Below are 24,118 nucleotides of genomic sequence, written 5' to 3' on the forward strand. Positions count from 1 at the left end.
AAGCCCGCTCCCACAAGGACATCATTGCCTCTGTGGGAGCGGGCTTGACCCGCGATAGGCCAACACATTCACAACACCCTACTCGGCAATCAGCCAGTCCATGCGCCAGCTGCCCTGGGTCTGCCCCAGCACCTGGGCCAGCCACGGCAGCAGTGCGCGCAGCTCTTCTTCCAGGCCCCATGGCGGGTTGGCGATCGCCAGGCCAGAGCCGTTCAAGCCCTGCGGGCTGTCCTGCGGGTGCACGTACAGCTCCACCCGCAGCAGCTTCGGCGCACCGGTGCTGGTCAGGTCCTGATAGAAACGCACCAGCTGGCGCTGGTCCTTGATCGGGTACCAGATGGCCGCGACCGTCTGGCGCATGCGGCCAATCGTCTCCTTCATCGCCACCGTGCAGCGCTTGAGCTCGTCGGCCTGCTCGAAGGGCGGGTCGATCAGCATCACCGCGCGCTTCTCCTGCACCGGCAGCAAGGCCCTCGGCACGTGCCAGCCCTCGCCCAGGTGCACCGCCACGCGTGGGTCCTTCTTCATGTTTTCCTTGAGCAGGCGCCCGTCTTCGGGGTGCTTCTCGTTGAGCAGCACGCGGTCCTGCTGGCGCGCCAGGCGCCGTGCCAGCTCGGGCGACCCCGGGTAGTAGCGCAGCTCGCCGTCGGGGTTCATCTTGCGCAGGATGCGCAGGTAATCGGCCGTCACCTCGGGCAGGTCGTCGCGCCCCCAGAGCCGGCCGATGCCTTCCAGCCACTCACCGGTGCGGGTCGCCTGGTCACCCTGCAGGTCATACAGGCCAAGGCCGGCGTGGGTGTCGAGGTAGGCGAACGGCTGCTCCTTGCGCGACATCAGCGCAATCAGCCGGGTCAATACGAGGTGTTTGAACACGTCGGCGTGGTTGCCGGCGTGAAAGGCGTGACGATAGTTCATGGCAACTCCTGCAAGGCCCGGAAGTTTACCCTGTCAGGCCCGCGCCGTCAGGTGACAGCCGCCAGAATGACAACGGCCCGACCTCCAGAAGAGGCCGGGCCGTTGCCGGGCAGCATGATGCAGCCGTGTTACTTGTCGGCGTGGAACGCCGCTTCAGCGGTTTCGAATCGCTTGACCATCGCAGCCGACGGGCTGCCCGCCTTGCTCACGAAGTAGATCGCCAGCGATGCGAACAGGAAGCCCGGGATGATTTCGTACAGGCCCATGGTGTCGAACTGCTTCCACAGGATCACGGTCACCGCGCCCACCACGATACCGGCCAGTGCGCCGTCGCGGGTCATGCCCTTCCACAGTACCGAAATCAGCACCACCGGGCCGAAGGCGGCACCGAAGCCGGCCCAGGCGTAGGCCACCAGGCCCAGCACGCGGTTGTCCGGGTTGGCGGCCAGCGCGATGGCGATCAGCGCAACCGCCAGCACCATCAGGCGACCGACCCATACCAGCTCGACCTGCGAGGCGTTCTTGCGCAGGAAGGTCTTGTAGAAGTCTTCGGTCAGGGCGCTGGAGCACACCAGCAGCTGGCAGCTCAGGGTACTCATCACTGCTGCCAGGATGGCCGACAGCAGCACACCGGCAATCCACGGGTTGAACAGGATCTTGGCCAGTTCGATGAACACGCGCTCGTGGTTCTCGGTGACCGGGCCGGCCACTTCAGGGTGCGCCGAGAAGTAGGCGATGCCGAAGAAGCCCACGGCCACGGTACCGGCCAGGCACAGGATCATCCAGGTCATGGAGATGCGACGGGCATTGGCGATCGATTTCACCGAGTCTGCCGCCATGAAGCGCGCCAGGATGTGCGGCTGGCCGAAGTAGCCCAGGCCCCAGCCCATCAGCGAGATGATGCCGATGAAGGTCGCGCCCTTGAACATGTCGAAGTTGCCCGCGCCCTGGGCTTCGATGGCCAGGAAGGTGGTGTCGAAGCCGCCGGTGGCGATCAGCACGATCACCGGGGTCAGGATCAGCGCGAAGATCATCAGCGTGGCCTGCACGGTATCGGTCCAGCTCACCGCCAGGAAGCCACCGACGAAGGTGTAGGCGATGGTGGCAGCAGCACCGGCCCACAGCGCCGTTTCATACGACATGCCGAAGGTGCTTTCGAACAGGCGGGCACCGGCCACGATGCCGGAGGCGCAATAGATGGTGAAGAACACCAGGATCACGATTGCCGAAATGATGCGCAGCAGGCCGCTGTGGTCTTCGAAACGGCTGGCGAAATAGTCCGGCAGGGTCAGCGCGTCGCCGTTGTGCTCGGTCTGCACGCGCAGGCGGCCGGCCACGAACAGCCAGTTCAGGTAGGCACCGACGGTCAGGCCGATGGCGATCCAGGCTTCGGAAAGGCCCGACATGTAGATGGCGCCCGGCAGGCCCATCAGCAACCAGCCGCTCATGTCCGAGGCACCGGCCGAGAGCGCGGTCACCACGCTGCCGAGGCTGCGGCCACCGAGGATGTAATCGGAAAGGTTGTTGGTGGAGCGATAGGCCATGAAGCCGATCAGCACCATTGCCGCGATATAGATCACGAACGTGATCGTGATTGGATTGCTAAAACTCATTGTTGCGCCCTGGCGTTTGTTTTTATGTAGTGACAGCCGCTAACGGTTGCACCCAGGCGGCGAATCCTATGCAACAACGCAAACAAGGTGCAACCAGTTTCTTCAGTCAAGTTGCACCTGGTCGGATATTTCGCATAACAACGTGTTTTTGCTCCATTTGGGAGCAAAAACCGCCGTTTACATAAGCAAATGCACCTTGAACAGCCATTTATGCTGTGGGGTTTTAGCCACCGGACGAGTTGCACTCCTCAACGCGATTATTTGGGTTGCACTAGGTTGCACCCACAAAGGCGCCCGGCTAATCTTGGCGCCAGCTTAGCCACGGCCCAGTGGCAATAATGAGGATAAGAAATGGCGACGACCACCCTTGGGGTCAAACTCGACGACCCTACCCGCGAGCGACTGAAAACGGCTGCGCAGTCCATCGACCGCACCCCGCACTGGTTGATCAAGCAGGCGATCTTCAACTACCTGGAGAAGCTCGAGGGTGGCGCCACCCTGACCGAACTCAGCGGTCAGCCCGGCAATCAGAGCGACGACGCCGGCGATGTGCAGGCCGACCACTCGCACCAGTGCTTCCTCGAGTTCGCCGAGAGCATCCTGCCGCAGTCGGTGCTGCGCGCCTCGATCACCGCCGCCTACCGTCGTCCGGAACCGGAAGTGGTGCCGATGCTGCTGGAGCAGGCACGCCTGCCCGCGCCCATGGCTGAGGCCACCCACAAGCTGGCCGCCGGCATTGCCGAAAAGCTGCGCAACCAGAAGAGCGCCAGCGGCCGCGCCGGCATCGTCCAGGGCCTGCTGCAGGAGTTCTCGCTGTCGTCCCAGGAAGGCGTGGCGCTGATGTGCCTGGCCGAAGCCCTGCTGCGCATTCCCGACAAGGGCACCCGCGATGCGCTGATCCGCGACAAGATCAGCACCGGCAACTGGCAGCCGCACCTGGGCAACAGCCCGTCGCTGTTCGTCAACGCCGCCACCTGGGGCCTGCTGCTGACCGGCAAACTGGTGTCCACGCACAACGAATCCGGCCTCACCTCCTCGCTCAGCCGCATCATCGGCAAGAGCGGCGAGCCGATGATCCGCAAGGGCGTCGACATGGCCATGCGCCTGATGGGCGAGCAGTTCGTCACCGGCGAGACCATTGCCGAAGCCCTGGCCAATGCCAGCAAGTTCGAAGCCAAGGGTTTCCGCTACTCCTACGACATGCTCGGTGAAGCCGCGCTCACCGAGCACGACGCGCAGAAATACCTGGCCTCCTACGAGCAGGCCATCCACGCCATCGGCAAGGCCTCCCATGGCCGCGGCATCTATGAAGGCCCTGGCATCTCGATCAAGCTCTCGGCCCTGCACCCGCGCTACAGCCGCGCCCAGTACGAGCGCGTGATGGACGAGCTGTACCCGCGCCTGCTGTCGCTGACCCTGCTGGCCAAGCAGTACGACATCGGCCTGAACATCGACGCCGAAGAGGCCGACCGCCTGGAGCTGTCGCTGGACCTGCTCGAACGCCTGTGCTTCGAGCCGCAGTTGAGCGGCTGGAACGGCATCGGCTTCGTGATCCAGGCCTACCAGAAGCGCTGCCCTTACGTGATCGACTACGTCATCGACCTGGCACGCCGCAGCCGTCACCGCCTGATGATCCGCCTGGTAAAGGGCGCGTACTGGGACAGCGAGATCAAGCGCGCCCAGGTCGAAGGCCTGGAAGGCTACCCGGTGTACACCCGCAAGGTGTACACCGACGTCTCCTACATCGCCTGCGCCCGCAAGCTGCTGTCGGTGCCCGAAGCCATCTACCCGCAGTTCGCCACCCACAACGCCCACACCCTGTCGGCCATCTACCATATCGCCGGGCAGAACTACTACCCAGGCCAGTACGAGTTCCAGTGCCTGCACGGCATGGGCGAGCCGCTGTACGAACAGGTGGTGGGCAAGGTGGCCGACGGCAAGCTGAACCGTCCGTGCCGCGTGTACGCCCCGGTCGGCACCCACGAAACGCTGCTGGCCTACCTGGTGCGTCGCCTGCTGGAAAACGGCGCCAACACCTCGTTCGTCAACCGTATCGCCGACCAGTCGATCTCGATCCAGGAACTGGTGGCCGACCCGGTCGCGACCATCGAGCGCATGGCCACCCAGGAAGGCGGCTTCGGCCTGCCGCACCCGCGCATCCCGTTGCCGCGTGACCTGTACGGTGCCGAGCGCGCCAACTCCAGCGGCATCGACATGGCCAACGAACACCGCCTGGCCTCGCTGTCGTGCGCCCTGCTGGCCACCGCGCACAACGACTGGAAGGCCGAGCCGATGCTCGGTTGCGCGTCCAGCGACGAAGCTGCCGCACCGGTGCTGAACCCGTCCGACCACCGTGACGTGGTCGGCCACGTGCAGGAAGCCACCGTCGAGGACGCCGACAACGCCATCCAGTGCGCACTCAACGCCGCACCGATCTGGCAGGCCACCCCGCCGGCCGAGCGTGCCGCGATCCTGGAACGTGCCGCCGACCTGATGGAAGGCGAGATCCAGCCGCTGATGGGCCTGCTGGCCCGCGAAGCCGGCAAGACCTACGCCAACGCCATCGCCGAGGTGCGCGAAGCGGTCGACTTCCTGCGCTACTACGCGGTGCAGGCACGCAACGACTTCAGCAACGACGCCCACCGCCCGCTGGGCCCGGTGGTGTGCATCAGCCCGTGGAACTTCCCGCTGGCGATCTTCAGTGGCCAGGTGGCTGCAGCGCTCGCTGCCGGCAACCCGGTACTGGCCAAGCCTGCCGAGCAGACCCCGCTGGTGGCCGCCCAGGCCGTGCGCCTGCTGCTTGAGGCCGGCATCCCGCAAGGCGTGGTGCAACTGCTGCCGGGCCGTGGCGAGACCGTCGGTGCGCGCCTGGTAGGCGATGACCGGGTCAAGGGCGTGATGTTCACCGGTTCCACCGAAGTGGCGCGCCTGCTGCAACGCAACATTGCCGGCCGCCTGGACAGCCAGGGCCGTCCGATCCCGCTGATCGCCGAAACCGGTGGCCAGAACGCGATGATCGTCGACTCCTCGGCGCTGACCGAGCAGGTGGTCATCGACGTGGTCTCCTCGGCCTTCGACAGCGCCGGCCAGCGTTGCTCGGCCCTGCGCGTGCTGTGCCTGCAGGAAGACTCGGCCGACCGCGTGATCGAGATGCTCAAGGGCGCCATGGCCGAAAGCCGCCTGGGCAACCCGGAGCGCCTGAGCGTGGACATCGGCCCGGTGATCGACGCCGAGGCCAAGGCTGGCATCGAAAAACACATCCAGGGCATGCGCGACAAGGGTCGCAACGTGTATCAGGTGGCCATTGCCGACGGTGAAGAGATCAAGCGCGGCACCTTCGTGATGCCGACCCTGATCGAGCTGGAAAGCTTCGATGAACTGCAGCGTGAGATCTTCGGCCCCGTCCTGCACGTGGTGCGCTACAACCGCAAGCACCTCGACCAGCTGATCGAGCAGATCAATGCATCCGGCTACGGCCTGACCCTGGGCGTGCACACCCGCATCGACGAGACCATCGCCAAGGTGATCGACAACGTCCATGCCGGCAACGTCTACGTCAACCGCAACATCGTCGGCGCCGTGGTCGGCGTGCAGCCGTTCGGTGGTGAAGGCCTGTCGGGTACCGGCCCCAAGGCCGGTGGCCCGCTGTACCTGTACCGTTTGCTGTCCACGCGCCCGGCCGATGCCATCGAGCAGTCGTTCCAGCGCAGCGACGCCGGCACTGCCCCGGACGTGCGTCTGCGCGAGCAGTTGCTCAAGCCGCTGCAATCGCTCAAGGCGTGGGCCGGCAGCAACCAGCAGGCCGAGCTGGCGCAGCTGTGCGAGCAGTTCGCGCAGCAGTCGCAGAGCGGCGTCACCCGCCTGCTCAACGGCCCGACCGGCGAGCGCAACAGCTACACCATCCTGCCGCGCGAGCACGTGCTGTGCCTGGCCGAGTCGGAGGCTGATCTGCTGACTCAACTGGCAGCGGTACTGGCGGTGGGCAGCTCGGCAGTGTTCGTCGACGGCGAGCCGGGCAAGGCCTTGCGTGGGCGCTTGCCGAAGGATGTGCAGGCGCGCATCAAGCTGGTGAGCGACTGGGCCAAGGACGAGGTGGTGTTCGACGCGGTGCTGCATCACGGCCATTCGGACCAGCTGCGCGCAGTGTGCGAGCAGGTGGCCAAGCGTGCCGGTGCGATCGTGGGTGTGCAGGGCTTGTCGTCGGGTGAAACCGCGATTGCGCTGGAGCGCCTGGTGATCGAGCGTGCGTTGAGCGTGAACACCGCCGCAGCGGGCGGCAATGCCAGCCTGATGACCATCGGCTAACCACCGAGGCGTTGCCAATCGCGGGTCAAGCCCGCCCCCACAGGATCGATGCAGATTCTTGTGGGGGACGGCCTGGCCCGCGATTTTTTTTGCGGACACACACCTGACAACGGTTCTGACCCCTCATCACCCCCACCTATTAACCTGTCCACCTCCCGCCCGCATGCCTAGACTCGGCCCCATCCCCACCAAGGTATGGCCGCCATGTCCGACACCCTGCTCAGCGCCCGCAACCTGGCCTTCGAACTCTACGAAGTGCTTGACGCCGAGGCCCTCACCCAACGCCCACGCTTCGCCGAGCACAGCCGCGAAACCTTCGACGCCGCGCTGCACACCGCTCGCACCCTGGCCGAAAAGTACTTCGCCCCGCACAACCGCAAGGGCGACGAGCACGAGCCACGCTTCGAGAACGGCCAGGCCATCCTCATCCCCGAGGTCAAACCTGCCGTCGACGCCTTCCTCGACGCCGGATTTCTCAACGCCAACCGCGACTTCGAGGCCGGCGGCATGCAGTTGCCCACCCTGCTCTCGCAAGCCTGCTTCGCCCACTTTCAGGCCGCCAACGCCGGCACCACCGCCTACCCGTTCCTGACCATGGGCGCCGCCAACCTGATCGAGAACTTCGGCACCGACGAGCAAAAGCGCCTGTTCCTGCAACCGATGATCGAGGGCCGCTTCTTCGGCACCATGGCCCTCACCGAACCCCACGCCGGCAGCTCGCTGGCCGATATCCGCACCCGCGCCGAACCCGCCGCCGACGGCAGCTTCCGCCTCAAGGGCAACAAGATCTTCATCTCCGGGGGCGATCACACGCTGTCCGAGAACATCGTGCACCTGGTGCTGGCCAAACTCCCCGACGCACCACCCGGGGTAAAGGGCATTTCGCTGTTCATCGTGCCCAAGTTCCTGGTCAACCCGGACGCCAGCCTGGGCCAGCGCAACGATGTGGTGCTGGCCGGCCTGTTCCACAAGATGGGCTGGCGCGGCACCACCTCCACCGCACTCAACTTCGGCGACAACGGCCAGTGCGTCGGCTACCTGATCGGCCAGCCGCACCAGGGCCTGGCCTGCATGTTCCAGATGATGAACGAGGCGCGCATCGGCGTGGGCATGGGCGCGGTGATGCTCGGCTACGCCGGCTACCTGTACTCGCTGGACTACGCCCGCCAGCGCCCGCAAGGCCGCCTGCCCGACAACAAGAACCCCGCCACCGCCGCCGTGCCGATCATCCAGCACAGCGATGTGAAACGCATGCTGCTGACGCAGAAGGCCTACGTCGAAGGCGCTTTCGACCTGGGCCTGTACGCCGCCCGGCTGTTCGACGACAGCCATACCGCCGCCACCGAAGACGAGCGCCAACAGGCCCAGCAACTGCTCGACCTGCTGACCCCGATCGTCAAGTCGTGGCCGTCCGAGTTCTGCCTCAAGGCCAATGAGCTGGCGATCCAGATCCTCGGTGGCCACGGCTACACCCGCGATTACCCGGTAGAGCAGTACTACCGCGACAACCGCCTGAACCCGATCCACGAAGGCACCCACGGCATCCAGTCACTCGACCTGCTCGGGCGCAAGCTGGCCCAGCACGGTGGCGCCGGCCTCAAGCAACTGGTACGCCTGATCGCCGGCACTTGCGCCCAGGCCCAGGCCTACACCCGCCTGGACCCGTTGCGCGAACCGCTGGAACAACTGCTCAGCCGCCTGCAGCACGTGACCCTGGGCCTGCTTGGCGAGTTGTCCACAGGCCAGGTCAACAGCGCCCTGGCCAACTCGGCGCTGTACCTCAAGGCCTTCGGTCACTGCGTGATCGGCTGGCGCTGGCTGGAGCAGGCGATTCGCGCCGAACAGGGCCTGGCCCGCGGCAACCCGGCCGATACCGGGTTCTATCGGGGCAAGTTGCAGGCCGCACGGTTTTTCCTCACCTGGGAAGTACCGGCCTGCCATAATGACCTCGCATTGCTCGAGGCCCGCGACGACACCTGCCCGGGCATGCACGAGGAGTGGTTCTGAGGGGGAACCACCGTCACCCGGAGGTTCGCGCATGTTCGATTTCACCGCGCCGCTGCGCCAGCGTTTCGCTGGCCTGAACAGCGGCGCCGAGTTTTTCTCCCTGCGCTATGTGCAGGAAGCCCACCAGCACCTGTCGGTGCGCAAGAACATCGCCGAACCACCCAGCCTGACCCGCGACCAGGGCGCGATGCTCACCGTGCGCGTCAACGGCGTGGAGGCCTACGCGGCCACCGCCGACCTGTCCCAGGCCGGCCTGCAACGCGCCCTTGACCAGGCCGAGGCGCTGGCCCGCCAGATCGCGCGCCACGCCCTGCTCGACCTGCGCGAGCAACCGGTGTCCAGCGCCCGCGCCGACTACTGCTCGCCCAACCTCAACAGCACCTTCCCGGCCCTGGCCGACTGCTATGAACTGCTGGCCCGCGAATCGGCCAGCGTGCCGGGCGATTCGCGTCTGGTGAACTGGCAGGCCAGCCTGGGCCTGAGCACGGTCGAGCAGATCTACCTCAACAGTGCCGGCGCCGAACTGCGCCAGGCGCAACGCTTCGTGTTCCCCGGCATGAGCGTCACCGCCTTCGACGGCAGCGACAGCCAGAGCCGCAGCCTGGGCCGCGAGAACTTCGGCCAGCAGGGCGGCGTGGATGTGATCGAGCGCTGCGGCCTGCTCGGTGCCGGGGCCCAGGTGGCCGACCAGGCCCTGCAACTGCTGCTGGCGCCCAACACCCCGAGCGGGGTACGCGACCTGCTGCTGATGCCCGACCAGATGATGCTGCAGATCCACGAGTCCATCGGCCACCCGCTGGAGATGGACCGCATCCTGGGCGACGAGCGCAACTACGCCGGCACCAGCTTCATCAAGGCCCAGGACTTCGGCCACCTGCAGTACGGCTCGGCACTGCTCAACGTGACCTTCGACCCGGCCATCCCCGAAGAGCTGGCCAGCTACGCGCACGATGACGACGGCACCCCGGCCCACAAGCAGTTCCTGATTCGCGAGGGTGTACTGGTGCGCCCGCTGGGCGGTGCGCTGTCGCAGTTCCGCTCGGGCCTGGACGGCGTGGCCAACAGCCGCGCCTGCGGCTGGAACCGCGCACCGATCGACCGCATGGCCAACCTCAACATCGAGCCGGGCGACAAGTCCCTGGCGCAACTGATCGGCGGCATCGAGCACGGCATCCTGATGCGCACCAACCGCTCGTGGTCCATCGACGATGCGCGCAACAAGTTCCAGTTCGGCTGCGAATGGGGCCAGTTGATCGAGCACGGCGAACTCAAGGGCGTGGTCAAGAACCCCAACTACCGCGGTATTTCCGCCGGTTTCTGGCGCAACCTCAGCGCCGTGGGCGACGCCAGTACCTTCCAGGTGCTCGGCACGCCCAACTGCGGCAAGGGCGAACCCAACCAGGTGGTGCGCGTGGGCCATGCCTCGCCGGCCTGCGTGTTCAGCCAGATCGACGTATTCGGAGGAGACGCCTGATGGCCGCCAGCCCTTTGCACAACTTCCAGGACCTGGTCGCATGGCTGCGCGACAACGTGCGCGCCCCCGAACAGTTCACCCTGAGCTACAGCGCCGAGCAGTCGCAATTCATCCGTTTCAACCATGCCAGGGTGCGCCAGGCCGGCGACGTGCAACAGGCCGGCGCGAGCCTGAAGCTGATTGCCGACGGTCGCCAGGCCGACCTGCACCTGACCCTCAGCGGCGAGCCGGCGCTGGACCGCGAGCGCCTGCACCAGGCACTGGCCGAGCTGCGCCAGATCCTGCCACTGATCCCTGCCGACCCGTACCTGTTGCTCAACGACAGTGCCTGGCACAGCCATCAGGTACAGGACGGCCCGCTGCCGGATACCGCACGGGTGCTCGAGCAGATCGAACACGGCGCCGGCGCGCTGGACCTGGTGGGCATCTATGCCGCCGGGCCGATCAGTCGCGGCTTTGCCAGTTCGTTCGGCGCCTCTGGCTGGCATCAGGCCAACAGCTTCAATTTCGACTTCAGCCTGTTCCACGCCAACGGCCAGGCGGTGAAGGCCAACTACGCCGGGCAGGTGTGGGACAACGCCGCGTTCGCCCGGCGCCTGGCCCAGGCCCGCGAGCAGCTGGAGTACCTGGGTCGTCCACTCAAGACCCTCGCCCCCGGCCAGTACCGCGCCTACCTGGCACCGGCAGCGATGGACGAGATCATGGGCATGCTGTGCTGGGGCGGTTTTTCGGCGCAGGCCATCGCCAGCAAGGACAGCCCGCTGCAACGCCTGTATGCCGGCGATGCGGCATTGAGCCCGCTGGTGAACATCACCGAACAGGTCAGCGGCTCGCTGAGCCCGGCGTTCTCCGGCGAAGGCTACCCACGCAGCGACGTGCAGCTGGTCGACGCAGGGCAGGCGCGCGAACAGCTGACCAATGCGCGCAGCGCCGCCGAGTTCGAGCAGGTCGCCAATGGCGCCGAGGCCCACGAGTGGCCGAGCGCCTTGAGCCTGGCCGCCGGCGAGCTGGCGCTGGATGAGGTGCTCGCCAGGCTGGGTACGGGGCTGTACATCAGCAACCTGTGGTACCTGAACTACTCCGACCTGCCGGCGGCGCGCATGACCGGGCTGACGCGCTTTGCGACATTCTGGGTCGAGGACGGTCAGATCCAGGCGCCGGTCAGCACCATGCGCTTCGACGACAGCGTATACAGCCTGCTCGGCTCGCAGCTGGAGGCGCTCACGACCGAGCGCGAGCTGATCCTGTCGACCAGCACCTACGGACAGCGCCAGACCAGTTCGAGCCATTTGCCGGGGGCGCTGGTCAAACGCCTGACGCTGACATTGTGATGCCGCCATCGCGGGTCAAGCCCGCTCCCACAGGGATCACCGCCGCCCCTGTGGGAGCTGCGGTTCGACGCTTCGACTTGCCCGCGAAGGGGCCCTCAAGGACATAGAGCATGCCCAACCGCACCCCGCTGGACCCCGTCACCGCCCGCTGGATTCCCTGGGTGGTGGCCATCGCCTTCTTCATGCAGTCGCTGGACGGCACCATCCTCAACACCGCGCTGCCGGCCATGGCCCGCGACCTGGCGGAAAACCCGCTGCGCATGCAGTCGGTGATCATCGCCTACATGCTCACCGTGGCCCTGCTGATCCCGGCCTCGGGCTGGATCGCCGACCGCTTCGGCACCAAGCGCATCTTCTTCAGCGCGATCCTGCTGTTCAGCATCGGCTCGCTGCTGTGTGCACTGTCCAACAGCCTCGGCATGCTGGTCGGCGCCCGCGTGATCCAGGGCCTGGGCGGCGCGCTGATGCTGCCGGTGGGGCGCCTGGTGGTGCTGCGCGCCTACCCGCGCACCGAACTGGTGCGCATCATGAGTTTCATCACCATCCCCGGCCTGCTCGGCCCGCTGCTGGGCCCGACCATGGGCGGCTGGCTGGTGGAGTACCTGAGCTGGCACTGGATCTTCCTGCTCAACCTGCCGGTCGGCGCGCTGGGCTGCTACGCGGTGTGGAAGTTCATCCCCGACCTGCGCGGCTCCGAGCGCACACGCTTCGACGGCGTGGGCTTTGTGCTGTTCGGCGCCGCGATGGTGCTGATCACCATCGCCATGGAGGGCCTGGGCGAGCTGCACCTGCCGCACCTGCGCGTGATGCTGCTGCTGTTCGCCGGCATGGCGTGCCTGGCCGCCTACTGGCTGCGCGCCGGCAGCATCGACAACCCGCTGTTCTCGCCCCGGCTGTTTCGCACCCGCACCTTCTCGGTGGGCATCCTCGGCAACCTGTTCGCCCGCCTGGGCAGCGGCGCACTGCCGTTTCTGGTGCCGTTGCTGCTGCAGGTGGCGCTGGGCTATTCGCCGTCCCAGGCCGGCATGAGCATGATCCCGCTGGCCGCCTCGGCAATGGTCGCCAAGTCCATCGCCCGGCCGCTGATCGAGCGCCTGGGCTACCGCACCATCCTCACCGGCAACACCCTGCTGCTGGGCGTGTTGCTGTGCAGCCTGGGGCTGGTCAACGAACACACCCCGTATGCCCTGCTGCTGGTGCAACTGGGGCTGCTGGGGGCGGTGAACTCGCTGCAGTTCACGGCGATGAACACCGTGACCCTGATCGACCTGGACGACGCCAGCGCCAGCAGCGGCAACAGCCTGCTGTCGGTGGTGGCGCAGCTCTCGCTGAGCCTGGGTGTGGCCTGCGCTGGCGCACTGCTGGGCGGCTTTACCGGCGCCGGCAGCGGCGATGGGGTGGAGACCACGCTGGGCGCGTTCCAGCTGACCTTCCTGACCATCGGCCTGATGTCGATGCTGGCGGCGGCGATCTTCATGCAGCTGTCCAGGGCGGACGGAAGGCGTGCCCGTCGTCCGGAACCGGAGATCGAGGCTTAGGGCTAATGGCCACGAGGCTGGTACACTGCGCGACATTTTGTTTTGCAGGCCCGCCTCGTGACCACCATTGCCACCGAATTCGCCACCTTGCCGCTGTCCGCCGCCATGCTGGCCAACCTGGACGCCCTCGGCTACGCCCAGATGACCCCGATCCAGGCCCAGAGCCTGCCGGTGATCCTCAAGGGCATGGACCTGATCGCCCAGGCCAAGACCGGCAGCGGCAAGACCGCCGCGTTCGGCATCGGCCTGCTCAACCCGATCAACCCGCGCTACTTCGGCTGCCAGGCCCTGGTGCTGTGCCCCACCCGCGAGCTGGCCGACCAGGTGGCCAAGGAGCTGCGCCGTCTGGCCCGCTCCGAAGACAACATCAAGATCCTGACCCTGTGCGGCGGCGTTTCCCTGGGCCCGCAGATCGCCTCGCTGGAGCACGGCGCGCACATCATCGTGGGCACCCCGGGCCGCGTGCAGCAGCACCTGCGCAAGGGCACCCTGGTGCTCGACGGGCTCAACACCCTGGTGCTCGACGAAGCCGACCGCATGCTCGACATGGGCTTCTACGACGCCATCGCCGACATCCTCGGGCAAACCCCGGAGCGTCGCCAGACCCTGCTGTTCTCGGCCACCTACCCGGCCGGCATCAAGCAGCTGTCGGCCGCATTCATGCGCAACCCGCAGCAGGTCAAGGCCGAGTCGCTGCATGCCGACACGCAGATCGAGCAGCGCTTCTACGAGATCTCGCCCGAGCAGCGCATGGACGCGGTGACTACCCTGCTGGCGCACTTTCGTCCGCAGTCGTGCGTGGCGTTCTGCTTCACCAAGCAGCAGTGCCAGGAAGTGGTCGATCACCTCAAGGCCAAGGGCATCGCCGCCGAGTCGCTGCATGGCGACCTGGAGCAGCGCGACCGTGACCAGGTGCTGACCCTGTTCGCCAACCGCAGCACCTCGGTGCTGGTGGCCACCGACGTGGCCGCGCGCGGGCTGGATATCGATGCGCTGGACATGGTCATCAACGTGGAGCTGGCGCGGGACTCGGAAATTCACGTGCACCGCGTGGGCCGCACCGGGCGTGCCGGCGAGAAGGGCCTGGCGGCGAGCCTGGTGGCCCCGTCCGAAGCGCACCGCGCCCAGGCCATCGAGCAGCTGCAGAAGGCGCCCCTGCGCTGGGAGCAGATCGACAGCCTCAAGCCCCAGGCCGGCGGCCCGCTGGTGCCGACCATGAGCACGCTGTGCATCGGTGCCGGGCGCAAGGACAAGCTGCGGCCGGGCGACATCCTGGGTGCGCTGACCGGTGATGCCGGCATCCCGGGCACCCAGGTGGGCAAGATCGCGATCTTCGATTTCCAGGCCTTCGTGGCGGTGGAACGCGGCGTGGCCAAGCAGGCGCTGCAGCGGCTCAACAGCGGCAAGATCAAGGGGCGCTCGCTGCGGGTTCGCATCGTCTGAGTCGTTTATCGCCTATCAGGGCCTCATCGCGGGTCAAGCCCGCTCCCACAAGGACTTGCGTACCTCCTGTGGGAGCGGGCTTGACCCGCGATAGCTTCAACACCTATTTGAGGATTTTGCAGTGCGTTCCACCGAAGTGATCATCATCGGCGCTGGCGCCGCCGGCCTGATGTGCGCCATCCACGCCGCCAACCGCGGCCGCCAGGTGCTGCTGCTGGACCATGCCAACAAGCCCGGCAAGAAGATCCTGATGTCCGGTGGCGGGCGCTGCAACTTCACCAACCTGTACACCGAGCCGGCCAACTTCCTCTCGCACAACCCGCACTTCTGCAAGTCGGCCCTGGCCCGCTACACCCAGTGGGACTTCATCGAGATGGTCGGCAAGCACGCCGTGCCCTATCACGAGAAAAAACTCGGCCAGCTTTTCTGCGACAACAAGTCCAGCGACATCCTCGACATGCTGCTCAGCGAGCTTCAGAGCGCCGGCGCCGAGCTGCGCATGGACACGCGCATCGAGCAGATCGAAAAGCTCGAGCATGGCTACCTGCTCGAAACCAGCATGGGCACGCTGCAATGCCAGTCGCTGGTGATCGCCACCGGCGGCCTGTCGATCCCGACTTTGGGTGCCACCGGTTTCGGCTACCAGGTGGCCCGCCAGTTCGGCCACACCCTGCTGCCGACCCGCGCCGGGCTGGTGCCCTTCACCATCACCGAGCCGCAGCTCAAGGCCATGTGCACCGAGCTGTCGGGCACCTCGGTGGACTGCGTGGCCAGCTGCAACGGCACCAGCTTTCGCGAGAACCTGCTGTTCACCCACCGCGGCCTCAGCGGCCCGGCGATCCTGCAGGTGTCGTCGTTCTGGCACAGCGGCGACAGCGTCGAGATCAACCTGCTGCCCGAGCATGACGCCCTCGCCTGGCTGCAACAGCAACAGGCCGAACGCCCCAACAGCGAACTCAAGACCCTGCTTGGCGAGGTCTTCACCAAGAAGATGGCCAACCTGCTGGCCGAGCACTGGTTCGTGTCCCGGCCGATGAAGCAGTACACCCCGGCCGAACTGGCCGAGGTCGCCGACAAACTGGCGGCCTGGCAGGTGGTACCGGCCGGCACCGAGGGCTATCGCACCGCCGAAGTCACCCTGGGCGGGGTCGACACCCGCGAAGTGTCGTCCAAGACCCTGGAGTCGCTGAAAAGCCCCGGCCTGTATTTCGTGGGCGAAGTGCTGGACGTCAGCGGGCACCTGGGCGGGTTCAATTTCCAGTGGGCCTGGGCATCGGCCTACGCGGCCGCGCAGTTCGTCTAACCTTCGCGTTAGAATCGCGCATCACGGAACAAATTTTGCTGGTACGTGACCACGGTGACAGTTCGCTGCCACCGTGACCGGCTCAATTTCGATCATCGCCAAGCAGGCCTGCCGCCCTATCATGTCATCGTCTTCCTTGCGTCACTCGCTGCGTCGTTTGTGGGCCCTGGACAAGTTCAGCTACAGCATCCGGGTATTGATCGCGCTGACCGGCAGCATGGCGCTGTGCTGGTACCAGGACGAGATGGGGCTGCTGATCCCGCTGTTCCTGGGCATCATCGCCAGCGCCCTGGCCGAGACCGACGACAGCTGGCAGGGCCGGCTCAACGCCCTGGCCGTGACCCTGGTGTGCTTCACCGTCGCTGCGCTGTCGGTGGAGCTGCTGTTCCCCTACCCGATCCTCTTCGGCTGCGCCCTGGCGCTGGCGGCGTTCGCGCTGACCATGCTCGGCGCGCTGGGCGAGCGCTACGGCGCCATCGCCTCGGCCACACTGATCCTGTCGGTGTACACCATGATCGGCGTGGACCAGCGCGGCGGCCAGGTCACCGACTTCTGGCACGAGCCCTTGCTGCTGGTGGCAGGCGCCGCCTGGTACGGATTGCTGTCGGTGCTGTGGCAGGCGCTGTTCTCCAACCAGCCGGTGCAACAGAGCCTGGCGCGGCTGTTTCGCGAACTGGGCCGCTACCTCAAGCTCAAGGCCACCCTGTTCGAGCCCATCCGCCAGCTGGACGTGGAGGCCCGCCGCCTGGAACTGGCCCAGCAGAACGGCAAGGTGGTGGCCGCCCTCAACGCCGCCAAGGAAATCATCCTGCACCGCGTGGGCAATGGCCGCCCCGGCTCCAAGGTGAGCCGCTACCTGAAGCTGTACTTTCTGGCCCAGGACATCCACGAGCGCGCCAGTTCCTCGCACTACCCCTACAACGCGCTCACCGAGGCGTTCTTCCACAGCGACGTGCTGTTTCGCTGCCAGCGTTTGCTGCGCCAGCAGGGCAAGGCGTGCGTGCAATTGTCCGAGTCGATCCAGCTGCGCCAGCCGTTCGTCTACGACACCAGCTTCGCCGCCGCACTGGAAGACCTGCACGCCTCGCTCGAGCACCTGCGCATCCAGAGCAACCCGGCCTGGCGCGGCCTGCTGCGCTCGCTGCGGGCGCTGGCGGCGAACCTGGCAACCCTCGACCGCCTGCTCGGCGATGCCAGCAACCCCGACAACCTGGCCGACAACAGCGACTCGAGCCTGCTCGACCGTTCGCCGCGCAGCCTCAAGGATGTGTGGAGCCGCCTGCGCCAGCACCTCACGCCGACCTCGCTGATCTTTCGCCACGCCCTGCGCCTGCCGCTGGCGCTGTCGATCGGCTACGGCATGGTGCACCTGATCCACCCCACCCAGGGCTACTGGATCATCCTCACCACGCTGTTCGTGTGCCAGCCCAGCTATGGCGCCACCCGGCGCAAGCTGGTGCAGCGGATCATCGGCACCGCCATCGGCCTGACCGTGGGCTGGGCGCTGTTCGACCTGTTCCCCAGCGCGATCATCCAGTCGCTGTTCGCGGTGGCCGCCGGGGTGGTGTTCTTCGTCAACCGCACCACCCGCTACACCCTGGCCACGGCGGCGATCACGCTGATGGTGCTGTTCTGCTTCAACCAGATCGGCGACGGCTACGGTCTGTTCCTGCCGCGCCTGTTCGACACCCTGGTGGGCAGCCTGATCGCGATCCTGGCGGTGTTCCTGTTCCTGCCCGACTGGCAGGGCCGTCGGCTGAACAAGGTGCTGGCCAACACCCTGAGCTGCAACAGCACCTACCTGCGCCAGATCATGCAGCAGTACGCCCAGGGCAAGAGCGACGACCTGGCCTACCGCCTGGCCCGGCGCAACGCGCACAACGCCGACGCGGCGCTGTCGACCACGCTGGCCAACATGCTCATGGAGCCGGGGCATTTTCGCAAAGAGGCCGACGTGGGCTTTCGCTTCCTGGTGCTCTCGCACACCCTGCTCAGCTACCTCTCCGGGCTGGGTGCACACCGTGACAGCGCACTGGCACCCGAAGCCCACGAGCAGTTGATCGACGGCGCGGGTGCCAGCCTGGCCGCCAGCCTCGACGAAATCGCCACTGGCCTTGCCAGCAAGACCCCGGTGGCGATCCACAGCGACGCCGAGGAAGCCCTGGCGGCGAGCCTTGAGCAGATGCCCGAGGAAATGGACGAGAACCAGCGCCTGGTGCAGACCCAGCTGGCACTGATCTGCCGCCAGCTGGGCCCGCTGCGCACCCTGGCCGCGCACCTGATCAAGGACACCCCGGCCTGACTACAGGCCGTAGTCCTTGAGCAACCGGGCATAGCTGCCATCGGCCTTCATGGCGGCGATGGCCTTGTCGAAGCCGGCCACGATCTGGGCATGCTGCGGATGCCTGAGGCTGACCAGGATGTGCAGGCTGTTCTCGCTCACCGGCTTGCCGAAGAACTGCACGCGGTTGCGCACGTTCGCGCTTTCACGCTGCAGGTAGTAGCGCGCCACGTATTCGTCCTCCAGGGTCAGGCGCACCCGCCCGGCAGCCAGCATGCCCACCGCCACCGAAAAGTCGCGCACCGGCACCTTCTGCAGACGCCCGTCATTGTCGAATTCGGCCGCATAGGCATAGTCGCGCACCACCGCGATGGTGTGCGGGTAGAGATCGCTCAGGGTATCGAAACGCAGCACGTCGCCCTTGCGCTTGAGCAGCCGCACGCGGTTGCTCAGGTAGCCTTGGGAGAAGGCCCCGATGCGGGTACGCGCATCGCTCTGCCAGGCGTTGATCAGCACATCGTAGCGGCCCTCGCCGATGCCCCGCAGCGCGCGCGCCCACGGCGCCTGCTCGAACTCGCTGGCAAACCCGGCACGCTCCAGGGCGGTGGTGACAAGGGCGGTGGCCAGCCCGCCCCTGGGTAGGCGGGCGTCGGTGAAGGGGGGCCAGGCATCGGCCACCAGCCGCAGTTTTTCGGCCTGGGCCGACTGGGCACAGAGCAGCAATCCAAGCAAACCCAAGGCTCGAAGCAGTGGCCGCATGCTCAAATCCCTTAGCGGATCGGGTCCGCGTTCTTGTTGAATGGCATGAGATTTCTGTTGGCGCAAAGCTAGGCTGCACGGCCAGATTACACAAAGATTCCGGTATCGGGCAGTGCCGGGTGATAGCTAATTGCCTCTATTTTTGCCGATTCCGCGCCGACTTGATCCATGGCAATTCGCGACCTTCGCCCTGAGGTGCTCGGCGTGGTTATGATCGGGGCATTACACAGGAGAGAAACGCGATGAGCATCGACTGGATCTGCAAGCATCACACCGACCTTGGCAAGCAACAGCTGTACGCGCTGCTGACGCTGCGCATCGAGGTGTTCGTGGTGGAGCAGAAATGCCCGTACCTGGAAACCGATGGCCAGGACCTGGAGGGCGACACCTGCCACCTGATGGCCTGGCGCGATGGCGAGCTGGTGGCGTACCTGCGCCTGCTGGACCCCGAGTCACAGGGCGGCGACGTGGTGATCGGGCGGGTGGTGATTGCGCCGTCGGCGCGGGGCGAGGGGCTGGGGCATGCACTGATGGTGCAGGGGCTGGCACAGGCCGAGAAGCACTGGCCAGGGGTGCCGGTGTACCTGTCCGCACAGGCGCACCTGCAGGCCTACTATGCGCGGCACGGGTTCGAGGTGGCCGGGGAGGCGTATCTGGAGGATGGCATCCCGCACATCGGCATGCGCCGGGGCTAGACGCTTCGCCGGCAAGGCCGGCTCCTACAGGGGTAGGTGCAGGGGCCGGGCTTGCCGGCGGAGGGGCTTCAGGGGTAGCCCAGCACCTGGCGGATACTGCGCAGATGCTGGGTGATCCACTGCTTGTCGATCGCGCCCCAGTCACGTATCCGGTAATGCCCGGCATGGTTGCGCGCACCTTCCTGCTGCTCGAACTCGCACACGATGTCCAGGTCGGCCAGCGCCGCGATGGTGTCCTGCGCCGTGCGCCGCGGCATGCCGGTGGCCTCCATCAGCGCCGGTACGCTGCTGGCGGTACGGCTGTCGATCAGCCACGCCACGTACAGGCGACGATAGAAACTGGTCTTGGTCTTGCTCACTTCCATTGGCAATTCCCTTTCGCTCACTGGGCGCCGGACAGGTCGCGCCAGGTCAGGTAGATGCGCAGGTCGAACTCCAGTTGATGGTAGCCCGGCTGCATGTATTCGCAGAGTTGGTAGAACGCCTTGTTGTGGTCGCTCTCCTTGAGGTGCGCCAGTTCGTGCACCACGATCATCTTCAGAAACTGCGGCGCCGCGTCCTTGAACAGCGAGGCGATGCGGATTTCCTTCTTGGCCTTGAGCTTGCCGCCCTGCACGCGCGATACCGCAGTGTGCAGGCCCAGTGCGCGGTGGGTGAGATCGAGGCGATTGTCGAACAGCACCTTGTCCAGGTTCGGCGCATTGCGCAGGTGCTCCTGCTTCAGGGCCTGGGCATAGGCATACAGCGCCTTGTCGCTCTGTACCGCATGGCGCTCGGGGTAGCGCTGGCGCAGGTAGTCACCCAGACGGTTCTGGGCAATCATCTGGCGCACCTGGTCTTGCAGGGCAGGCGGATAGGCTTGCAGGTACTTGAGTACGGTCATGGGCACGGGGCATTGCAGGCAAAGGCGTCAGTGTACTCAATTCCCCGGCCGCCTCGTTGCGCCAGTCGAAAAAAGCCGGGAAATCACCGGCGCGCTGCGCCGTCAGGGGCCGTGCCACCAGGAAGCCCTGGGCATAGGCGCAACCGTTTGCCAGCAGCCACTGCGCCTGCTCCCGCGTCTCGACGCCCTCGGCCACCACACACACGCCATAGTCGCGGCACAGGCCGATGACACTGCGGACCAGCGCCGCGTCCGCCGCCGAACCGGGCAGACGCGCCACCAGGTGCCGGTCGAGCTTGAGCGTGTCGATGGGCAGGTCGCGCAGCAGGCGCAGCGAGCACTCTCCGGCGCCGAAATCGTCCAGCGCCACTCGCACGCCCAGCTCGCGCAGCCTGCGCAACTGACGCAGCGCGATGTCGAGGTTGGCGGCCAGCGAGGTTTCCGCCACCTCCACCTCAAGCTGGGCCGGGCGCAGGCCATGGCTGGCGATCACCCGCCCCAGTTCCTCGACCAGGTTGGGCATGGCGAACTGCACGCGGCTGAGGCTGATGCTCAGCACCAGGTCCGGCTCGAACCGAGCCTCCCAGGCGCGCCGCTGCGCCGCACCCTGGGTGTAGATCCAGCTGGCCAGCCGCGAGACCAGCCTGGCCTCCTCCAGCAACGGCAGGAACAACCCCGGCGGCACATCGCCGACACTGGGGTGCTGCCAGCGCAACAACGCCTCGAACCCGCGCAGGCGACCATCGGCAAACGCCACCTGCGGCTGATACACCAGGCTGAAGTCGTGCCGCTCGATCGCGTCGCGCACACTGTCTTCGAGCATCAGGCGCGAGCGAGCACGACCGTTGAGCTCCTGGTCGTAGTAGCGGTACTGCTGTCGGCCGGCCTGCTTGGCGGCATACATGGCCGCGTCCGCCGCACGCAGCAGGCCGTCCAGGTGCGGCCCGCAGTCGGAGTAGGTGGCGATGCCGATGCTCACGCCAAGCGTCACCTCCAGGCCATCGATCTGCTGGCAGATGGACATGCGCTCGATCAGCTTTTCGGCAAAGCGCGCCGCCTGCTCCGGGTATTCCAGGGTATCGAGCAAGGCCGTGAACTCGTCGCCGCCCATACGCCCGAGGATCGCGTAGGCGCCCAGGCATTCCTTGAGCTGTTCGCCCACCCAGTGCAGCACGCGGTCGCCGGCTGCATGGCCGAGCGAGTCGTTGATCCGTTTGAAACCGTCAAGGTCCATGTACATCAGGGCCTGGGCCTTGTCGGAATGCTCGCTGCGCAGCAGCGCAGCTTCGGCGGCCTGGCAGAACCCGCGGCGGTTGAGCAGCCCGGTCAGCGGGTCGGTCACGGCCTGGAACTCCAGCTGCTGGTGCAGGTTGCGCACCACCGACATGTCCAGCACCGTCACCACCATCGCCCGCTGCTCGCCGGGCAGCGCCGCGCACGACAACGCCACCGGCAGCGGCAACCCGGAGGCGGTGAGCAGCACGGCGTCGTGCAGGCGGTAGATATCGCGCTCCTGGTAGGCCTGGTAGAACGCCGAGTCACACCACCGGGTTGGCACGGGCGACTGCACGAAGCCCAGCAGGTCTGCGCCCTGCAATTGCTCCACCGGGGCCTGGAGCAGGCGCGAGATGGCCGGGTTGGCAAAGCGGATGCGACCGTCCTCGGCCACCACCAGGATGCCTTCGGCGGCGTTGTCCAGCACCGAGGCGTTGAATGCGCGCTCGGCCTCCAGGTCGCGGCTCAGGCGCTGCAAGGCACGCCGGTTACGCTGCTGGTCGAGCAGGGCCTGGACCTTGGGCTTGAGAATGTGCGGGTCGAATGGCTTGAACAGGTAGTCCACCGCGCCACTGGCATAGCCCTTGAGCACCGCCGCCTGGGACTGTTCATTGGCGGTCAGGAAGATGATCGGGGTCAGGCAGGTGCGCTGGCTGCCGCGCATCAGGCGCGCGACTTCGAAGCCGTCCATACCGGGCATCTGCACATCCAGCAGCACCAGGTCCACCTCATGCTCGAGCAGCGTGCTCAGGGCTTCGGTACCGGAGCTTGCGGTCAGCACATGCCAGTCCTCACGCGCAAGCAAGGCTTGCAGGCTGATCAGGTTTTCCGGGTAGTCATCGACGATCAGTAAAACCGAACCGCTGTCGTGAGTGTGAGGGTGCGCGCAATCCATGCTGCTTCTCTTGTGTAACGACGCCAGATTCCGGATGGAACTTGAGGCTTTACTCTAGACCTGGCTGAAACAAATCTGAAGTCAGCACATTGGCATCATCGGTATAAACAAAGTGTTGCCCGACTAACGGTCTGTCGCGTTGGGCCAGATCCGGTGTCCGTGGCGGCCCCGCAGCCGAAAACCCCCGGTTCCGGCCGGTGAAGCAAGCCGCACGGGCACAAAAAAACCCGCATCGCTGCGGGTTTTTCGTACAACCAACCAGGCTTAGTTGACCTTGGCGGCCAGCTCGCCCTTGGCATAGCGCTGGAACATCGCTTCGAGGGAGATCGGCTTGATCTTCGAGGCGTTGCCGGCGGTGCCGAAGGCTTCGTAGCGAGCGATGCACACGTCGCGCATGGCCTTGACGGTTTCACCGAAGAACTTGCGCGGGTCGAACTCGCTCGGGTTGGTGGCCATCAGGCGGCGCATGGCACCGGTGGACGCCAGGCGCAGGTCGGTGTCGATGTTGACCTTGCGCACGCCGTACTTGATGCCTTCGACGATTTCTTCAACCGGTACGCCGTAGGTTTCCTTGATGTCGCCACCGTACTGGTTGATGATCGCCAGCCACTCCTGCGGCACCGAAGACGAACCGTGCATCACCAGGTGAGTGTTGGGGATGCGCTTGTGGATCTCCTTGATGCGGTCGATCGCCAGCACGTCGCCGGTAGGCGGCTTGGTGAACTTGTAGGCGCCGTGGCTGGTGCCGATGGCGATGGCCAGGGCATCGACCTGGGTACGCTTGACGAAATCGGCAGCTTCTTCAGGGTCGGTCAGCATCTGGCTGTGATCCAGCACGCCTTCGGCGCCGATGCCGTCTTCTTCACCGGCCATGCCGGTTTCCAGCGAACCCAGGCAGCCCAGCTCGCCCTCTACCGAAACGCCGCAGGCGTGGGCCATGGCCACGGTCTGCTGGGTGACACGCACGTTGTAGTCGTAGTCGGTCGGGGTCTTGCCGTCTTCGCCCAGCGAGCCGTCCATCATCACCGAGCTGAAGCCCAGCTGGATCGAACGCTGGCACACGTCAGGGCTGGTGCCGTGGTCCTGGTGCATGCACACCGGGATGTGCGGGAATTCTTCGATCGCCGCCAGGATCAGGTGGCGCAGGAACGGCGCACCGGCGTATTTGCGGGCACCGGCCGAGGCCTGGACAATCACCGGGGAGTCGGTCTTGTCGGCGGCTTCCATGATGGCGCGCATTTGCTCGAGGTTGTTGACGTTGAAAGCCGGAACGCCGTAGCCGAACTCGGCGGCGTGGTCCAGCATCTGGCGCATGCTAATGAGTGCCATTGTGTATCTCTCTCCCGACAAGCGTCGTTTTTCGTGCAAGCCTGCCGCAGCGGCGGTTGCTATTCAAGTAGT

Annotated in this window: 15 protein-coding genes and 1 pseudogene; 9 read left to right on the forward strand and 7 right to left on the reverse strand. The window is 66.1% G+C overall.

Going from position 1 to position 24,118, the window contains the following annotated elements:
- Positions 1–78: 78 nt before the first annotated feature.
- Both NJH59_RS05090 and putP read right to left on the reverse strand, forming a co-directional pair.
- Positions 79–915: a 23S rRNA (adenine(2030)-N(6))-methyltransferase RlmJ gene (locus NJH59_RS05090; RefSeq protein WP_043863583.1), complete on the reverse strand. Its 837-nt coding sequence runs from the start codon at positions 913–915 to the stop codon at positions 79–81.
- Between the two features lie 128 nt (positions 916–1,043).
- Positions 1,044–2,528 (reverse strand): sodium/proline symporter PutP, encoded by a 1,485-nt coding sequence (putP, locus tag NJH59_RS05095; protein ID WP_210013885.1) that lies wholly within the window; start codon positions 2,526–2,528, stop codon positions 1,044–1,046.
- A gap of 351 nt (positions 2,529–2,879) precedes the next feature.
- Between putP and putA the strand changes: the two genes are divergently transcribed.
- The 8 genes from putA (at position 2,880) to yccS (ending at position 18,231) form a co-directional block, all read left to right on the forward strand.
- Positions 2,880–6,833 (forward strand): trifunctional transcriptional regulator/proline dehydrogenase/L-glutamate gamma-semialdehyde dehydrogenase, encoded by a 3,954-nt coding sequence (gene putA / locus NJH59_RS05100; RefSeq protein WP_100632915.1) that lies wholly within the window; start codon positions 2,880–2,882, stop codon positions 6,831–6,833.
- Positions 6,834–7,037: 204 nt separating this feature from the next.
- A complete protein-coding gene (locus NJH59_RS05105) occupies positions 7,038–8,840 on the forward strand; it encodes an acyl-CoA dehydrogenase (protein ID WP_104573004.1) in 1,803 nt (600 codons plus the stop codon).
- A 31-nt stretch (positions 8,841–8,871) separates the two neighbouring features.
- Positions 8,872–10,314 (forward strand): TldD/PmbA family protein, encoded by a 1,443-nt coding sequence (locus NJH59_RS05110; RefSeq protein WP_196933008.1) that lies wholly within the window; start codon positions 8,872–8,874, stop codon positions 10,312–10,314.
- Entirely contained in the window at positions 10,314–11,645 is a 1,332-nt protein-coding gene (locus NJH59_RS05115; protein WP_054915755.1) for a TldD/PmbA family protein, read from the forward strand. Before NJH59_RS05110 ends, NJH59_RS05115 begins: the two co-directional genes overlap by 1 nt.
- Positions 11,646–11,755: 110 nt before the next feature.
- A complete protein-coding gene (gene mdtD, locus NJH59_RS05120; RefSeq protein ID WP_043863589.1) occupies positions 11,756–13,183 on the forward strand; it encodes a multidrug transporter subunit MdtD in 1,428 nt (475 codons plus the stop codon).
- 105 nt (positions 13,184–13,288) lie between these two features.
- Positions 13,289–14,626 (forward strand): ATP-dependent RNA helicase DbpA, encoded by a 1,338-nt coding sequence (gene dbpA / locus NJH59_RS05125; protein ID WP_229589801.1) that lies wholly within the window; start codon positions 13,289–13,291, stop codon positions 14,624–14,626.
- A gap of 121 nt (positions 14,627–14,747) precedes the next feature.
- Positions 14,748–15,929, forward strand: a complete 1,182-nt coding sequence (locus tag NJH59_RS05130; RefSeq protein ID WP_043863590.1) for an NAD(P)/FAD-dependent oxidoreductase — start codon at positions 14,748–14,750, stop codon at positions 15,927–15,929.
- 121 nt (positions 15,930–16,050) lie between these two features.
- Positions 16,051–18,231, forward strand: a complete 2,181-nt coding sequence (gene yccS / locus NJH59_RS05135; RefSeq protein WP_043863622.1) for a YccS family putative transporter — start codon at positions 16,051–16,053, stop codon at positions 18,229–18,231.
- On the opposite strand, the gene NJH59_RS05140 is transcribed toward yccS, so the two are convergent.
- Positions 18,232–18,969, reverse strand: coding sequence for an ABC transporter substrate-binding protein (locus NJH59_RS05140; RefSeq protein WP_253086483.1), 738 nt, complete (start codon positions 18,967–18,969; stop codon positions 18,232–18,234).
- A gap of 242 nt (positions 18,970–19,211) precedes the next feature.
- Here NJH59_RS05140 and NJH59_RS05145 point away from each other — a divergent pair, with 242 nt between their 5' ends.
- Positions 19,212–19,664 carry a GNAT family N-acetyltransferase gene (locus NJH59_RS05145; RefSeq protein ID WP_054915757.1) on the forward strand — a complete coding sequence of 151 codons (453 nt, stop codon included), beginning with the start codon at positions 19,212–19,214 and terminating at the stop codon, positions 19,662–19,664.
- A gap of 68 nt (positions 19,665–19,732) precedes the next feature.
- Here the strand turns inward: NJH59_RS05145 and NJH59_RS05150 are convergent, their stop codons facing one another.
- From NJH59_RS05150 to fba, 4 genes and pseudogenes are all read right to left on the reverse strand, one after another.
- Positions 19,733–20,029, reverse strand: a complete 297-nt coding sequence (locus NJH59_RS05150; RefSeq protein WP_043863593.1) for a helix-turn-helix domain-containing protein — start codon at positions 20,027–20,029, stop codon at positions 19,733–19,735.
- 17 nt (positions 20,030–20,046) lie between these two features.
- Positions 20,047–20,547 (reverse strand): YgjP-like metallopeptidase domain-containing protein, encoded by a 501-nt coding sequence (locus NJH59_RS05155; protein ID WP_043863594.1) that lies wholly within the window; start codon positions 20,545–20,547, stop codon positions 20,047–20,049.
- Positions 20,548–20,608: 61 nt separating this feature from the next.
- Positions 20,609–22,717, reverse strand: a pseudogene (locus NJH59_RS05160) (putative bifunctional diguanylate cyclase/phosphodiesterase); the annotation flags it as partial.
- 264 nt (positions 22,718–22,981) lie between these two features.
- Positions 22,982–24,046, reverse strand: a complete 1,065-nt coding sequence (fba, locus tag NJH59_RS05165) for a class II fructose-bisphosphate aldolase (RefSeq protein ID WP_043863595.1) — start codon at positions 24,044–24,046, stop codon at positions 22,982–22,984.
- Positions 24,047–24,118: the final 72 nt, after the last annotated feature.

This window comes from Pseudomonas sp. VE 267-6A (genome assembly GCF_024126555.1).
GTDB classification, from domain to species: Bacteria; Pseudomonadota; Gammaproteobacteria; order Pseudomonadales; family Pseudomonadaceae; genus Aquipseudomonas; species Aquipseudomonas palmensis.